Here is a 13,822-nt window from a genome sequence, read left to right as displayed (position 1 = left end):
AGAGCTCAGTCCAGGCGGACGGCCAGCAGCGCGATGTCGTCCCGCTTGTCCCGGCCGTGCCGGGCGAGCAGCCGGTCGCAGAGCGGATCGAGGTCCCGCGGGGCGTCGGCCACCTCCCGCGCGAGCTCCGCCAGGCTCTCGTCGAGGCGGGTCCCGGGCACCTCGATCAGACCGTCCGTCAGGAGCAGCAACGTGCTGCCCGCGGCGACCTCGTGGCCGCACGCCGGTGCGTGGGTCTCGCCCAGGCCCAGCAGCGTGCCGTGCTCGGTGAGGTAGCGGGTGGAGCCGTCGGGGTGACGCAGCAGCGGCGGGATGTGGCCGGCGTTGGCGACCTGGACGCGGCGGCCGCCCGGCTCGACGAGGACCAGGCAGACGGTGACCGTGGTCCCCGGGCAGAGCCGCAGCAGATAGGCGTCCAGGCGTTCCAGCAGGACGTGCGGCGGGTGGTCCTCGATGGCGTACGCGCGCAGGGCGTGCCGGAGTTCGCCCATCACGACGGCCGCGCCGAGCGAGTGGCCGGCCACGTCGCCGATGGCCAGCAGCAGACCCGCCCCGGTCTCGACGGCCTCGTAGAAGTCGCCGCCGATCTCGGTGTGCTTGGCCGCCGGGACGTAGCGGACCGTCATGTCCACCTGCGCGAGCGACGGCAACCGGTCCGGCAGGAAGGTGCGCTGCAGGGTCAGGGCCAGGCCGTGCTCCTCGCTGAAGCTGCGCTGGGCCTCCAGGGCGAGCGCGCAGGTCTGGGCGAGCTGGGTGAACAGGTCACGGTCGCCGCCCCCGAGCGCCCGGGCCGGCACGGCGAGTGCGACCGGCGGCCGGCCGCGCTTGGTGCGGGCGAGGATCAGGGCGAACTCGCTCTGCGCCGCGAACCCTTCGCAGCGGGCCAGCTCCGGCCAGTGGGTGAGCGGCAGGACGTCGATCGCACTGCCGATGGCGCCGCCGAGGGAGGCGCCGGCCAGCAGGTCGAGCGGCGCGGGCGAGCCGTCCAGCACATCGCCGGGGGTGCCGGGAGCGCTGACCGCCAGGTGGGCCCGGCCACCGGCCGTTTCCAGGGCGACCGCCACGGCCGGCGCGTCCATCAGGGCCGCCGCGCCGTTCGCCGCCGCGGTGGCGAACTCCGCGCCGTCCGCGGCGGCGTAGAGGGCCAGCGTGGCGCGGTTCAGTGCCGCGATGCGCGCTGCCAGCCGCTCGGCCCGCAGCCGGGCGCGGGCGTAGCGCAGGGCGGCGGTGACGGTGGCCAGGAACTCGGCGGGGGCGATGGGTTCGGTCAGATAGGCGTCGGCTCCCCGGTACAGGCCCTGGGCGCGGTCGCTGACGTCGATGGCGCTGGCCGACACGTGGATGACGGGCAGGTGCGCGGCGAGTGGGTCCGCCTTGATCCGTTCGCACACCTCGAAGCCGCTCATGTCGGGCAGGTTGACGTCCACTACGGCCAGCTCGGGTTGCTCGGGTGCGCTCGCCCCGGCGAGCAGGGCCAGACCCTGTGCGCCGTCCGCCGCCTCGACCACGGTGTGGCCGGCCCGGCGCAGCCAACTGGCCATGATGTAGCGGCTGGTGTCGTCGTCGTCGATGACCAGGACCAGCGCCGCCGCGCTGTCGGCCGTGGTGTCGCGGCTCATCGTGCCTCGCCTGCGGGCAGCGGGGTCGCGGGGGGCAGCGCCAGCGCGGCGGCGATCCGCTCGACGCTGAGGTTGCTCTTGTCCAGCACGGCTCGGGCGTGGGCCAGTCGCGCGTGGTCGAGGTCCGCGGCCCGCGCGGAGGTGACGACGACGACCGGGATGTCGTGCAGGTGCGGATCCGCGGCCAACCGGTCCAGGACCCGGTAGCCGTCGTAGTCGGCGATGTACAGGTCGAGCAGGACGGCCTGCGGCTGTTCCCGGCGGACGGCTCCGAGCGCTTCGCTCCCCCGGCTGACCTGGACCACCCGGTCCGCCAGCCCGGCCAGCAGCGGGCGGACGGCGGCGCGGAAGGCGGGGTCGTCGTCGACGGCCACCAGGGCGGTCAGGCGTGGCACGGCGCCGCCCTGCCCGGCGCTGTTGCCCTGCCCGGCGGCCGGGTCGGGGAGGACGGCGGCCGGGGGACGGGTCGGCAGGCGCAGGGTGAAGACGGTGCCGCCGGTGGGCCGGCCGGCCACCGTCAAGGTACCGCCGAGCAGTTCGGCGAGCCGGCGCGCGTAGGGCAGGCCGAGGCCGGTGCCGGCGCGGCCGCGTTGGTGAGGGCCGCGGACCTGGTAGAACTCCTCGAAGATCCGCTCCCGCTCCCCCTCGGGGATGCCGACGCCGGTGTCACTCACGGTCAGCAGGAGCCACGGCGCGCCGTCGGCCTGCCCCGGCTGCTCGGCCTGCGCTGTCTGCTCCGGCTGCTCTGTCTGCTCCATCTGCTCTGTCGCGACGTCGAGGCGGACCTCGCCGCGCTCGGTGAACTTCAGGGCGTTGGAGAGCAGGTTGCGCAGGATCCGGGTGAGCATGACCTCGTCGCTCACCGTCTCGGGCGCGTCCGGCAGGTCGGGGATCAGCAGGGTCACCTCGGCCGAGCTGGCCAGACCCCGCATGGTGCCGCGCAGTTGGCCCAGCAGGACCCGCAGGTCCAGCGCCCCCCAGTGCGGCTCCAGGCGACCGGACTCGGCCTTGGCCACGTCCAGGAGCTCGTCGACGAGGGCGAGCAGCGTGGTGCCGGAGGCCGAGATCAGCGACAGCTGGTGGCGCTGCTCCGCGACGGGAGCCTCCCCACCCGCGTCGAGCAGCAGCCGGGCCAGGCCGATCACCGAGTTGACGGGGCTGCGCAGTTCATGGCTGACGTTGGCCCAGAACCGGGTCTTGGCCTCGCTGGCCTCGTGCAGCTGGCGGGTCTTCTCGTCGATCTCCGCGTAGAGCGCGACCACACCGCGGTTGGTGTCCTCCAGTTCCTGGGACAGCTCCGAGTAGAGCGCGACGACTCCCTGGTTGGTCTCGGCGAGTTCCTCGTTGAGCCGCTGCAACTCCTCGCGCCGGGCCCGGGAGTCCTCCAGCGCCGCTATCAGGTCGCGGTTCTGCGCGCGCAGCTCCTCCATCGGGTTGGACAGGGCCTGGGCCTTCTGCAGGCGCACCGCCCGGGCGGCCAGTTCGGCCGCGGTGGCGGTGGTCGGCGGCAACGGCTGCTCGATCACCACGCGGCCGGGCCGGTGGGCGATGCCGGGCAGCAGCCGGGCCACCGTTTCGAGGGACTCCTGGCTCGGGCCCGGACCCTCCCGCCAGGCGAGGGTGACGACCAGGCGCATCGGGGCCGGACCCGCGATGGCGAAGCGGGCGGTCAGGCCGGCCGCGCCCAGCAGGTCGCGGCCCAGCTCGCTCAGCACGGTGGCGAACCTGACCTGGTCCTGGTTCTCCAGGCCGAGCGCCTGCGCGACGCTGCGGCCGCTGCGCCGGAGCGCGAAGATGTCGGCCTCCCGGGTGACGGCGGCGGTCAGCAGGGCCGCCCCCGCGTCGGGCGGCGTGCTCACCACGCCCCCTTGGCGACGACCACCCCGGCGTCATCGCGCCGCACCCCCGCCTCGCGCAGCAGCACCGCGGCCGCCACGGCGGGCAGGTGGCGCAGCAGTCCGGGAAGGGCGGAGACCTGCCAGCGCTCGGTGAGGCCGTCGGAGTGCAGGACCAGCGCGGCGCCGGGCGCCAGCTCCTGTTCCTGGGCCCGCAGGGTGGGCATGTGGTGTCCCACGATGCCGGGCGCCGAGAGCAGGGCGTGCCGACGTTCGGGGCCGACGACGAATCCGCTGATGTTGCCCACCCCGCAGTACCGGACGCGTCGGGCCACGGGGTCGACCCTGGCGACCGCAGCCGCGCCGCCCCGGGTACCGCGCAGGGCGTGGTGAAGGTCGGTCAGGACCTCGTCGGGCCGGTGGCCGCGCGAGGCGTGGAAGGCGCTGACCGCCGCCTGGGAGGCGAGTGCGGCCAGCGGCCCGTGCCCGAGGCCGTCGCAGAACATCACCAGCAGGGCCGCGTCCGGCTCGCCGCCCGCACCCGCGACCCGGCGGGCCGCCCAGGCGTCCCCGCAGGTCTCCTCGCCGCTGATCGGGCGGGTGATCCCGGCGACCGGCGGTTCGCCCGCCGCGGCGGACGGGGCGGCGCCCGCGGCCCAGAAGCGGGCCGCCAGCACGGTGCCGCGTCCGGGCAGCGAGTGCACGTCGAAGGTGTCGGCGAGACGGGCGATGGCGCCCAGGCCGATGCCCAGGGTGCCGGCGGAGGAGGTGCCGTCGGTCATCGCGTACGGGATGTCGGGCATGCCGGGGCCGCCGTCCAGGGTGAGGAACTCCACGGCGGCGCGGTCCTCGGTGCGCACCACCCGCAGGAGCAGCGAGCCGTCGACGGCGTGCCGGCGCAGGTTGGTGGCGGCCTCGGTGACCGCGAGGGCGACCTCCGCGGCGCGCTGCTCGCCCAGGCCGATCCGGCGGGCCAGTGCGGCGGCGGTGCTCCGGGCGGCGGCCGGCAGGGACTCCGCGTCACGGAACCAGGCGATGTCCTGCGATTCGAGCAACACCGCGCTCACCGCACCCATTTGGTGATGCTGACGGTGGTTCCGGCGCCCGGCTTGCTGGCGAGGGTGAAGTCGTCGGTCAGGCGCCGGGCCCCGCTCAGGCCCAGGCCCATGCCGTTGCCGGAGGTCCAGCCGTCGGTCAGGGCGAGGTCCAGGTCGGGGATGCCGGGCCCGGAGTCCTCGAAGCGGGCGGTGACTCCGCGCCGGCCGCCTCGCTCGACCAGGCCGCTGCGCATCACTCCGCCGCCGCCGTGCACCAGGGTGTTGCGGGCGAGCTCACTGGCCGCCGTGATCAGCTTCGTCTGGTCGACCAGGGAGAGCTTGGCCTGCTGGGCCAGGGCCCGCACCAGCTGGCGGGCCCGGACCACGTCGTCGTTGGTGGTGATCGGGAGGGTGCTGAACTCCTCCTCGGCCGTAACCGACTGACCGTTCACGCCCGGTCCGCGCGGACCGGGTCGGCGCCGGCGAGGAGGGCCAGGCCCTTCTCCAGGCTGAGCGCGGTGCGCACCCCGCCCAGCGAGAGGCCGAGTTCGACCAGGGTGATGGCCACCGCCGGACGCATGCCGACCAGCACCGTCTCGGCGTCCAGCATCCGGGAGATGGCGGCGGTGGTGGCGAGCATCCGGCCCACGAAGGAGTCGACGATCTCCAGCGCGGTGATGTCGATGACCACTCCGTGCGCCCCGGTCTCCACGATCCTGGCCGCCAGGTCCTCCTGGAGATTCATCACCGACTGGTCCTCCAGGTCGGTCTGGATCGAGACCAGCAGGACGTCACCGATCTTCAGGACCGGGATCCGCTCGGTCACCGGGCACTCCGCGCTGCCACGGCGGGGTTCTCCGTGCCCAGGCGCCGCAGCGCGTGCTTGAGGGCGTCGGCCAGCGTCGCCTTGGTGACGATGTCGCCGAACTGGATGCCCAGCGCCACGATGGTCTGCGCGATCTGCGGACGGATGCCCGAGATGGTGCACTCGGCGCCCATCAGCCGGGCCGCCACCACGGTCTTCAGCAGATGCTGGGCGACCTCGGTGTCGACCGCCGGCACCCCGGTGATGTCGATGATCGCCTGGTCCGAGCCGGTGTCGACCAGCGTCTGGAGCAGCTTCTCCATGACCACCTGGGTGCGGGCCGAGTCCAGCGTGCCGACCAGCGGCACCGCGACCACGCCGTCCCAGAGCTTCACCACCGGCGTGGAGAGTTCGAGCAGTTGCTCGGCCTGCGAGCCGATGATCTCCTCGCGGGTCTTGGCGTAGGTCTCGACGGTGAACAGGCCCAGCGCGTCGACCAGTCGGTTCAGCCGCAGGTAGGCGGTGATGTCCTCCTGCGCGGTCTCGCTGCTGGGGGCCAGCAGGTCCTTGAGGGCGAAGACCGCGGTGGCCGTCTCGGTCGGGGTGAAGCCCTGCCGGGCCCGGTTGCGCGACAGCTCGGTCAGCAGCGCGCGCACCTCGGAGAACGCCTCCGCGCGCCAGTCCTCGCCCGAGCGCAGCGCCGCCACCAGCGCCGCGTACAGCTCCCGCAGCTCGTGGCCGAGTTCGCCGGCGCTCAGGCGGCCCCGCAGGGTGTGCGACACCCCCTCGATCCACTGGCCGACCAGCTTCTCCTCCTGTCCGGAGAGCAGGTCGACAAGACGCTCGGATCCTCGACGTTCAGCCGTCACGGCAGTCCTCCCAAAGGCCTCGGGCGTTCCCGGGGTCCACTTCACTTTATGACACCCCCGCTGCCCCGATTTCCCCGGGTAACAGCACGTCAGAGGCGCTTCCGGGCAGGCCGGAGGCGCCCCGCCCCACGTCGGTCCGCGGCGGGGGCGAGGCTCGGGACCGGGGCCGTCGTCAGGTCTGCGGCGACACGGCGGCGGTCTCCAGGTAGAACGCGTCGATGCTCTGCACGGCGCGGGTGAAGTCGTCCAGGTTCACCGGCTTGGTGACATAGGCGTTGGCGTGGCCGCGGTAGGCGCCCGAGACGTCGTCGGGGGCGCCGGATGTGGTGAGGACCACCACCGGGATCGCCCGCAGGTCCGGGTCGGCCTTCAGGACGGCGAGCAGCTCACGGCCGTTCATCCGGGGCATGTTGAGGTCCAGGATGATCAGGTCGGGCAGCGGGCGGGTGTCGCGCAGATGCTCCAGCGCGACGACCCCGTCCTCGGCCCGGGTGATGATCCGCGCGACACCCCGCTCGAAGAGGGCCTCCTCGATGAGCATCGCGTCGGCATGGTCGTCCTCGACCAGCAGGACGCCGTAGGAGTGGTCGGTGGCGGGCGAGGGCATCAGGAACTCCGGTCCGTGGCAGGGCGGTGCGGCGGCGCGGTGACCAGTCCCGGCCAGCGGCGCCGTGCGCCTTGGCGGCTGATCTCGCAGGCCACCCCGAGCTGCGGGTAGCCGGCACCGGACCGGACGGCATTGGCCGCCTCGCGGTCGGCCAGCCGGTCCACCGCGCGGCGCAGGTGGGTCAGGGCGTGCAGCCGGGTGAGAGCGTCGCCCTGCTCCCGCGCCTCCCAGCGGTCGGCGCCGGCCGCGTCGACCGGCCCGGCCCCGGCGGGGGCCGGCAGCGGGCGGAAGGCCCGCATCGCCAGGCGTCCGGCCAGTTCCGCGACGGACGCCTCCGCGAGGTCGGCGATCTGGTTCTCGCTCATCAGCGCGGAGAAGGGAGTGGACGGCATGTGCACACCCTAGACCGCGAGACACCTGGACGACAACCGTGGTTGTCACCATGCCTGTAAGGTACCCCTGCCCGGTCCGCGTACCGCCCGTACGTACCCGGCGACAGTCGGCATCCGCACCCCGCGGTGCGGCAGGAGGGGATTGCAGCATGCCAGGACAGACCCCGCCGAACCCCGGCCGGGACGCCCGGACCGTGGGGGCGGCGAGCAGCGACGCCGGGACCAGGTGGTCCGTGAGCTGGACCACCCGGCGCTGGCTGCGCGCGGGCGTGACCGCGTCCCTGGCGGTGCTGGTCCTGCTCGGGTTCCTCGGCAGCTGGGTGTTCGTCCGGTCGACCGATGTCACCAACCACCTGGTCGACGGCAGTTCGCCGGCCCTGGTGGCGGCCGTCCGCCTGGAGAGCGGCCTGATCAACCAGGAGACCGGCATCCGCGGCTACGGCCTCACCGGACAGGCCGACTTCCTGGAGCCGTACACCGCGGGACTGGCCGAGCAGCGGGACTCCGTCGACACCCTCGGACCACTTCTCGCCGGCGACGACCAGGGCCGTGCCGACCTGGCTCTGGTCCTGCGACGCGCCGAAGCCTGGCAGGCCCAGGTGGCCCGCCCGCTGGCCGCCGTACCCGCCGGAGCCCCCAACCTCGCCGCCAGCGCGCTGACCGCGCAGGGCAAGAGCCTCTTCGACGCGCTGCGCACCGCCACGTCGGCCCAGCAGCAGCATCTGCAGGACGAGCGGGCCGCCGGGACCGCCGATCTGCAACGGGTCCGCGGCCTGCGCAACCTGGTCTTCACCGCGATCGCCCTGGTGGTCCTGGCACTCGCCGTGCTGGTCTTCGAGGGCCTGCGGCGCGGCATCACCACCCCTCTCGAACTGCTGTCCTCCGACGCCGAGTTGGTGGCCGGGGGTGCCTTCGACCACCCGATCACCGCCACCGGGCCGGCCGACCTGCGCCAACTGGCCGAAACCGTCGAGGCGATGCGCCGGCGGCTGGCCGACGAGCTGGCCTTCAGCGACCGGGCCCGGGTCACCCTGGACGAGCAGGCCGCGGACCTGCGCCGCTCCAACACCGAGCTGGAGCAGTTCGCCTACGTCGCCTCGCACGACCTCCAGGAACCGCTGCGCAAGGTCGCCAGCTTCTGCCAACTGCTGCAACGCCGTTACGCCGGCCAGCTGGACGAGCGCGCCGACCAGTACATCGCGTTCGCGGTCGACGGCGCCAACCGCATGCAGACCCTGATCAACGACCTGCTGACCTTCTCCCGAGTCGGCCGGCTGCACGCCGGCTACGAACCCGTCGCGTTGGAGAAGGTCTTCGCCGACACCGTGGACACCCTGAGCCTCGCGATCGGGGAGAGCGGCGCCGAGCTCACCCACGACCCGCTCCCCGAGGTCAGCGGCGACGCCACCCAACTGGGCGTGCTGCTGCAGAACCTGCTCAGCAACGCGCTCAAGTTCCGCAGCCCGGAGCGACCCCCGCGGATCCACCTGGAGGCGCGCCGGGAGGGCGAACGCTGGCAGCTGGCACTGTGCGACAACGGCATCGGCATCGACCCCGGCTTCGCCGACAAGATCTTCGTGATCTTCCAACGTCTGCACACCCGGGACGCCTACCCCGGCAACGGGATCGGCCTGGCCATGTGCAAGAAGATCGTCGACTTCCACGGTGGCACCATCGACGTCGACCTCACGCACTCCCCCGGCACCCGGATCGCCTTCACACTGCCCGTCGCCCCGACCGAGCGGGACGCCGAGCCGGACACCGAGCCGAGCGCCGCAGCCACCACCGACACCGGTGACACCAACGACACCAACGACACCGTCCACGACGGCGCGGGCGACGAGGCGGCACAGCCGTGACCGCCTCCCTGCGGCTCCCCGAGGACGTCCCCGCGGTGGACGAGCCGTACCGCATCTTCCTGGTGGAGGACGACTCCGGCGACGCCGTCCTGGTCGAGGAACTGCTCTACGACACGGGGCTCAAGCACACCCTGCGCTGGAAGCAGACCCTCGCCGAGGCCGTCGGCGAACTCACCCGGCAGCCCGCCGACTGCGTGGTGGTGGACCTGCACCTGCCCGACGCCTCCGGCATGGCCGTGCTGAGCGCCGTCCAGCAGGCCTGCCCGCAGGCGGCGGTGATCGTCCTGACCGGACTGGGCGACGCCCAGTCCGGCATCCGGGCGGTCTCCGCCGGCGCCCAGGACTACCTCATCAAGGGCCAGGTGGACGGCGCACTGATGCAGCGCGCGCTGCGCTACGCGGTGCACCGCAAACAGGCCGAGCAGGCCAGCGCCGAACTGCGCGAGAACCGGATCCGGGCCCAGGAGAACACCCGGCTGGAACGCGGCCTGCTGCCCACCCCGCTACTGCACGGCGACACGGTCGCGGTGACCACCCGCTACCTGCCCGGCCGCGAACGCGCCCAGCTGGGAGGGGACTTCCTGGACGTGGTGGAGACCACCGACGGCACCGTGCACGCCGTGATCGGCGACGTCAGCGGCCACGGGCCCGACGAAGCGGCGCTCGGCGTCTGCCTGCGGATCACCTGGCGCGCGCTCGTCCTGGCCGGCCACCGCGGAGTGGAGCTGCTCGACCTGCTGGAACAGGTCCTGGTCGCCGAACGCACCCGCTACGACATGTTCGCCACCTGCACCCTGGTGGAACTCGACCTGCCGGCCGCCCGCGCGACCGTCCACCTCGCCGGCCACCACGAACCGCTGCTCATCGCCGACAGCACCGGGCCCGCCGAGGCCGCCCACGGCATCGCCCTCGGCATAGCACCCGGCCTGCACCACTGGCAGCCGAGCACCATCGCGCTACCGCCCAGCGGCGCGCTGATGCTCTACACCGACGGACTGATCGAGGGCCACCGCGGGCCGGGCCCCGAGCGGCTGGACACCGAGGGACTGGTCGACCTGATCGCCCGGGCCCCCCGGCTGAACACTCCGGCCTTCCTGGACCAGCTCATCAGCGCCGCCCAGCAGCTCAACGCCGGACGGCACGCCGACGACCTGGCCATCCTCCACCTCGGCTGGGGCGGCACAACCGACCCCGTCGGCTCCGATGCCGCGGCACCCGGCCGGGGCGGAAACCTCCGCTGAGTACCGCCCGGCAACAGGGATCCGTTGCGCGCGGTGCGGCGGATCACCTGTCCCGACGGTTCAGAGCCCGTCGTTGTAGCGGCGCTCCTCGACGACCTCCTCGATGCGCCCGGCGCCGTACACCCGGCGGCGGCGGAAGATGCTGGCATAGGTCACCAGGCCCAACAGGCCTGCCACCATCAGGATGACGCCGACGACATCCATGTTCACACCGTGGACGTGCCAGTTCACTCCGAAGGTCACGATCGCTCCGAGCGCGAAGGCGATGATGCAGCCGCCGATTCCCATATCTCCCACACCTTTCCGATGAATTCGAGTCCGCCCACCCGCCGGCGGCGCACGCTCGCTCCGGCCCCGCCTGTGTGGCGCGACGATTCATGAGACGAGCCGACGACCACCCGTCAGCTTTCGGACCACTCCCGCCTACCCGGCCGCCCGCTCCGCATGCGGCACGAACTCCGCTGCCTTCGAAGGGACTTGAGTAGTCCGAACCCGTGCCTCAGCCGTCGCTCTGCAGGAACGTGAGCATGTCCTCCGCGTGCTCCTCCTCGCGGGCCAGGATCTCCTTCAGGACCCGCGTGGTGGTGGGGTCACCCGCGCCCAGCCAGTCGATCATCTCGGTGTAGGAGGCGATGGCGACACGCTCGGCCACCAGGTTCTCCTGGATCATCTGCCGCAGACCGGTGGCCGCCACATACTCGGAGTGGGCACGGCCGGCCACCCGGGCCGGGTCCAGGTCCGGTGTGCCGCCCAACTGGGCGATCCTGGCCGCGAGCAGGTCGGCGTGCTGCTGCTCCTCCTGGGAGTGCTGGAGGAACTCCTGGGCGACCGGCTCGGAGTTCAGGCCCTTGGCGGCGAAGTGGTGCTGCCGGTAGCGCAGGGTGCAGACGATCTCGGTGGCCAGCGCGGTGTTCAGCAACTCGATCACGCGGGGCAGATCAGCTCCGTACGCGGCGGTGACCGGGCCGTTCATGATCTCCTGCCGGGCCTTGGCCCGCAGGGTCTGGACATCGGTCAGAAAGTCTGCCATGAGAGGCCTCCAAACTCAGGCGCGCCCGTGGAGCGGCGCGCGGTGACGGGAGGCGTCTGCCCGGCTTCGCGCCGCTCATCCACGTCCACGGTGGTGTAGCTCTGCGCGGCCACGTCCTCCGGACGCGGGCAGGGGCGTGACGGCCGGAGTCATCCACAGGCACGCTCGGCTCCCACCGGGTGCCTGACGGGGTGACGGGGAAGCCGGCTCAGAGCTCGGGCAGCGCGGCACGCAGCTCGCGCAGCGCCTGGCGCGCGAGGTCGGTGAAGGTCTGGTCGGTGGCGGGGTCGTCGGCCGGGTCGACCCAGCGGTCAAAGGCTCGGTAGAAGGCGAGGACGCCGAGTTCGGCGGCAAGGTCCGCGGTCGGGTCCGGGACGCCGCGTTGCTGCAGCGCGTCGGTCAGCGCGACGGCGAGGCCCGCGCGCTTGAACGCGGCGCGCTCCCGCAGTTCGTCGTTGCCCGCGATGACCACCCTGAGCCGGGCCGCGAACGCGCGGCGTTCCGGGGGGAAGGCCGCGGTGAGCGCATCGAGGGCGACGCCGACCGCGTCGAGGGGCGTGGCCGTGTCGGGCGCGGCGGCGACGGCGTCGGCGAGAAGCCGACTGTGCGTGTCCTGCCCGGCGAACAACGCCTCCCGCTTGTCGGGGAAGTGCCGGAAGAAGGTGGTTTTGGTCGTTCCGGCCCGCTCGGCGATCTCGTTGACCGTGGTCATGTCGTAACCCTGCTCGGCGAACAGCTCGACGGCGGCACGCACCAGCCGCTCACGTGTGTTCGGTTCCCATCGGCCCATGGCGTACAGCATAGGTGATGTGACTTGGTAACGTGACCTTGGTACAGTGACGTTACCAAGTCACATCACTTCCAGGAGAGCTCTCATGCGCGTCTTCCTCACCGGGGCCAGCGGCCACATCGCCTCGGCCGTCATCCCCGAACTGATCCAGGCCGGACACCAGGTCGTCGGCCTGGCCCGAACCGATACCTCGGCCGCCACCGTCGAGGCGCTGGGCGCCGAGGTGCACCGCGGCGACCTCGACGACCTGGACGGGCTGCGCGAAGCAGCCGCCGACGCGGACGCCGTCATCCACCTCGCGTTCAACCACGAAGCCATCGCCGCCGGGAAGTTCGCCGACGCGGTGGCCACCGACCTGGCCGTCGTGCAGGCGCTCGGCGACGCACTGGCCGGCACGGGCAAGACCCTCATCGGCATCGGCCTGACCCGCACGGGCGACGCACGGCGCGACGCGGTGATCGACGCCAACCCCCGCTCCGCCGTGGCGCGCACGCTCGCTGGGTTCGCCGAGCGCGGCGTGCGCACCATCCTCGTCGCCGTCCCGCCGGTCACCCACAGCACGCGGGACCGGACCGGATTCATCCCGACCCTCATCACCATCGCACGGGCCTCGGGCGTGTCCGGCTACGTCGGCGAAGGCACCAACCGCTGGCCCGCCGGCCACGTCCTGGACGTCGCCCGGCTCTTCCGGCTGGCGCTGGACAAGGCCCCGGCCGGATCGCAGTTGTACGCCGCGACCGAGGAGGGCGTCAGCGTGCGCGAGATCGCCGAGACCATCGCCCGCCACCTCGGCATCCCGGCCGTGAGCATCCCGGCCGACCAGGCCGCGGACCACTTCAAGCGCTTCCCGTTCATCGCCCTCGACATCACGATGTCCAACACGGACACCCGACAGCTGCTGGACTGGGAGCCGGCCCACCCCGGCCTCATCGCCGACCTGGACCAGGGCCACTACTTCTCGGCCGAGTGATCCCGCGCGGGTCGTCCGGAACGACGTGGACGACCCGGGCTGCACGGCCACCCTCCCCCACTGGGCACATCCCGTCGTCGCGTTCACGCACACCCTGACGCCAGTACCTGGCACGGCGACGAACCCGAACACGCTTCTGACAGCCCTGCACGATGTCGGCGAGCCACCTCCAGTCAAGCGAGGTAGTCCGGGGTGAGGTCGAGCCTCTACTTCTGTGGGGGCACCAGTCGTAGCCTGATGCCATGTCAACCAAGTCTGAGCCCCTCCCTGAAGAGGGCGTCGAATCTGGTGCCACCGAAGACTCCGCACCTGGGCGCGTCGTCGGCCGAGTGATCGTCACTGAGTATGTGGAGGGGCTCGAGACGGACGAGTCCAAACGCCGAGCCACCCTTCCCGATCCTGTCGCTCTGGGCTCTGGAATCCGTGCCGATGGCCCTGCCATCGCCACTACTGGCTCAACCCCCGTCACCGCTGGTCCTATCGGCGCCATTCCGGAGATCGTGGCTGGCTTGGGGGCGGCGGCGACGGCGGCGAGCGTGGTCTGGAAAGCGAAGATCGAAGCTCAGGCTGAGGTCCGTAAGGCCGAGATCGAGGCCGAGACGCGCCGACTGGAGATCACCGAGGAGACCAAGCGCCGGGGAATCGAAATTGTGGCAGGCCAGATAGAGCCTCGTCCGACGCCTGATCCGGCCCAGAGCGACTGAGCGAACTGCTCGGCCGCTCTGGGTGCCGAAGGTCTCAAGATCACTTACCAGAGGGCGGGCGGCG

The 13,822-nt window shown here is 72.5% G+C and carries 15 protein-coding genes; 4 read left to right on the top strand and 11 right to left on the bottom strand.

Annotated elements, in window-relative coordinates; translation table 11 throughout:
* Positions 1 to 5: 5 nt before the first annotated feature.
* The 8 genes from BS80_RS28640 to BS80_RS42080 form a co-directional block, all read right to left on the bottom strand.
* Positions 6 to 1,619: a fused response regulator/phosphatase gene (locus tag BS80_RS28640; protein ID WP_035803516.1), complete on the bottom strand. Its 1,614-nt coding sequence runs from the start codon at positions 1,617 to 1,619 to the stop codon at positions 6 to 8.
* Entirely contained in the window at positions 1,616 to 3,478 is a 1,863-nt protein-coding gene (locus BS80_RS28635; RefSeq protein WP_035804175.1) for an ATP-binding response regulator, read from the bottom strand. The genes BS80_RS28640 and BS80_RS28635 overlap by 4 nt, the downstream gene beginning before the upstream one ends.
* Positions 3,475 to 4,530: an ATP-binding SpoIIE family protein phosphatase gene (locus tag BS80_RS28630; RefSeq protein ID WP_035803514.1), complete on the bottom strand. Its 1,056-nt coding sequence runs from the start codon at positions 4,528 to 4,530 to the stop codon at positions 3,475 to 3,477. Before BS80_RS28630 ends, BS80_RS28635 begins: the two co-directional genes overlap by 4 nt.
* On the bottom strand, positions 4,518 to 4,943 hold the full coding sequence (locus BS80_RS28625; RefSeq protein ID WP_035803513.1) for an anti-sigma regulatory factor: 426 nt from the start codon (positions 4,941 to 4,943) through the stop codon (positions 4,518 to 4,520). Before BS80_RS28625 ends, BS80_RS28630 begins: the two co-directional genes overlap by 13 nt.
* Positions 4,940 to 5,317 (bottom strand): STAS domain-containing protein, encoded by a 378-nt coding sequence (locus BS80_RS28620; RefSeq protein WP_035803511.1) that lies wholly within the window; start codon positions 5,315 to 5,317, stop codon positions 4,940 to 4,942. Before BS80_RS28620 ends, BS80_RS28625 begins: the two co-directional genes overlap by 4 nt.
* Positions 5,314 to 6,165 carry an STAS domain-containing protein gene (locus tag BS80_RS28615; RefSeq protein ID WP_035803510.1) on the bottom strand — a complete coding sequence of 284 codons (852 nt, stop codon included), beginning with the start codon at positions 6,163 to 6,165 and terminating at the stop codon, positions 5,314 to 5,316. Before BS80_RS28615 ends, BS80_RS28620 begins: the two co-directional genes overlap by 4 nt.
* 172 nt (positions 6,166 to 6,337) lie before the next feature.
* Positions 6,338 to 6,772: a response regulator gene (locus tag BS80_RS28610; protein WP_035803508.1), complete on the bottom strand. Its 435-nt coding sequence runs from the start codon at positions 6,770 to 6,772 to the stop codon at positions 6,338 to 6,340.
* Entirely contained in the window at positions 6,772 to 7,164 is a 393-nt protein-coding gene (locus tag BS80_RS42080) for a hypothetical protein (protein ID WP_051967308.1), read from the bottom strand. Before BS80_RS42080 ends, BS80_RS28610 begins: the two co-directional genes overlap by 1 nt.
* A gap of 149 nt (positions 7,165 to 7,313) precedes the next feature.
* Here BS80_RS42080 and BS80_RS28600 point away from each other — a divergent pair, with 149 nt between their 5' ends.
* Together BS80_RS28600 and BS80_RS28595 are read left to right on the top strand one after the other, a co-directional pair.
* On the top strand, positions 7,314 to 9,023 hold the full coding sequence (locus tag BS80_RS28600; RefSeq protein WP_063772095.1) for a sensor histidine kinase: 1,710 nt from the start codon (positions 7,314 to 7,316) through the stop codon (positions 9,021 to 9,023).
* On the top strand, positions 9,020 to 10,264 hold the full coding sequence (locus tag BS80_RS28595; protein ID WP_051967307.1) for a PP2C family protein-serine/threonine phosphatase: 1,245 nt from the start codon (positions 9,020 to 9,022) through the stop codon (positions 10,262 to 10,264). Before BS80_RS28600 ends, BS80_RS28595 begins: the two co-directional genes overlap by 4 nt.
* 60 nt (positions 10,265 to 10,324) lie before the next feature.
* Here the strand turns inward: BS80_RS28595 and BS80_RS28590 are convergent, their stop codons facing one another.
* The 3 genes from BS80_RS28590 to BS80_RS28580 all read right to left on the bottom strand — a co-directional run bounded on the left by BS80_RS28590 (position 10,325) and on the right by BS80_RS28580 (position 12,084).
* Positions 10,325 to 10,552, bottom strand: a complete 228-nt coding sequence (locus BS80_RS28590; protein WP_035803506.1) for a hypothetical protein — start codon at positions 10,550 to 10,552, stop codon at positions 10,325 to 10,327.
* Positions 10,553 to 10,763: 211 nt separating this feature from the next.
* On the bottom strand, positions 10,764 to 11,294 hold the full coding sequence (locus tag BS80_RS28585) for a ferritin-like domain-containing protein (protein ID WP_035803504.1): 531 nt from the start codon (positions 11,292 to 11,294) through the stop codon (positions 10,764 to 10,766).
* 208 nt (positions 11,295 to 11,502) lie between these two features.
* Positions 11,503 to 12,084 (bottom strand): TetR/AcrR family transcriptional regulator, encoded by a 582-nt coding sequence (locus BS80_RS28580; RefSeq protein WP_035804169.1) that lies wholly within the window; start codon positions 12,082 to 12,084, stop codon positions 11,503 to 11,505.
* An 85-nt stretch (positions 12,085 to 12,169) separates the two neighbouring features.
* Between BS80_RS28580 and BS80_RS28575 the strand changes: the two genes are divergently transcribed.
* Together BS80_RS28575 and BS80_RS28570 are read left to right on the top strand one after the other, a co-directional pair.
* Positions 12,170 to 13,054 carry an SDR family oxidoreductase gene (locus BS80_RS28575; RefSeq protein WP_035803503.1) on the top strand — a complete coding sequence of 295 codons (885 nt, stop codon included), beginning with the start codon at positions 12,170 to 12,172 and terminating at the stop codon, positions 13,052 to 13,054.
* A 242-nt stretch (positions 13,055 to 13,296) separates the two neighbouring features.
* Positions 13,297 to 13,758 (top strand): hypothetical protein, encoded by a 462-nt coding sequence (locus BS80_RS28570; protein ID WP_157536653.1) that lies wholly within the window; start codon positions 13,297 to 13,299, stop codon positions 13,756 to 13,758.
* Positions 13,759 to 13,822: the final 64 nt, after the last annotated feature.

This window comes from Kitasatospora mediocidica KCTC 9733 (assembly GCF_000744225.1).
Classification (GTDB): domain Bacteria; phylum Actinomycetota; class Actinomycetes; order Streptomycetales; family Streptomycetaceae; genus Kitasatospora; species Kitasatospora mediocidica.
The sequence above is the reverse complement of the archived record's forward strand: the minus strand, read 5'-3'. Positions and strand labels throughout refer to the sequence as shown.

What these genes read in the sequence shown, in the direction of transcription:
- BS80_RS28575 (WP_035803503.1), top strand. Translation starts at nt 12,170, where the DNA reads ATGCGCGTCTTCCTCACCGGGGCCAGCGGCCACATCGCCTCGGCCGTC.
- BS80_RS28640 (WP_035803516.1), bottom strand. Translation starts at nt 1,619, where the DNA reads ATGAGCCGCGACACCACGGCCGACAGCGCGGCGGCGCTGGTCCTGGTC.
- BS80_RS28600 (WP_063772095.1), top strand. Translation starts at nt 7,314, where the DNA reads ATGCCAGGACAGACCCCGCCGAACCCCGGCCGGGACGCCCGGACCGTG.
- BS80_RS42080 (WP_051967308.1), bottom strand. Translation starts at nt 7,164, where the DNA reads ATGCCGTCCACTCCCTTCTCCGCGCTGATGAGCGAGAACCAGATCGCC.
- BS80_RS28590 (WP_035803506.1), bottom strand. Translation starts at nt 10,552, where the DNA reads ATGGGAATCGGCGGCTGCATCATCGCCTTCGCGCTCGGAGCGATCGTG.
- BS80_RS28630 (WP_035803514.1), bottom strand. Translation starts at nt 4,530, where the DNA reads ATGGGTGCGGTGAGCGCGGTGTTGCTCGAATCGCAGGACATCGCCTGG.
- BS80_RS28580 (WP_035804169.1), bottom strand. Translation starts at nt 12,084, where the DNA reads ATGGGCCGATGGGAACCGAACACACGTGAGCGGCTGGTGCGTGCCGCC.
- BS80_RS28570 (WP_157536653.1), top strand. Translation starts at nt 13,297, where the DNA reads ATGTCAACCAAGTCTGAGCCCCTCCCTGAAGAGGGCGTCGAATCTGGT.
- BS80_RS28610 (WP_035803508.1), bottom strand. Translation starts at nt 6,772, where the DNA reads ATGCCCTCGCCCGCCACCGACCACTCCTACGGCGTCCTGCTGGTCGAG.
- BS80_RS28585 (WP_035803504.1), bottom strand. Translation starts at nt 11,294, where the DNA reads ATGGCAGACTTTCTGACCGATGTCCAGACCCTGCGGGCCAAGGCCCGG.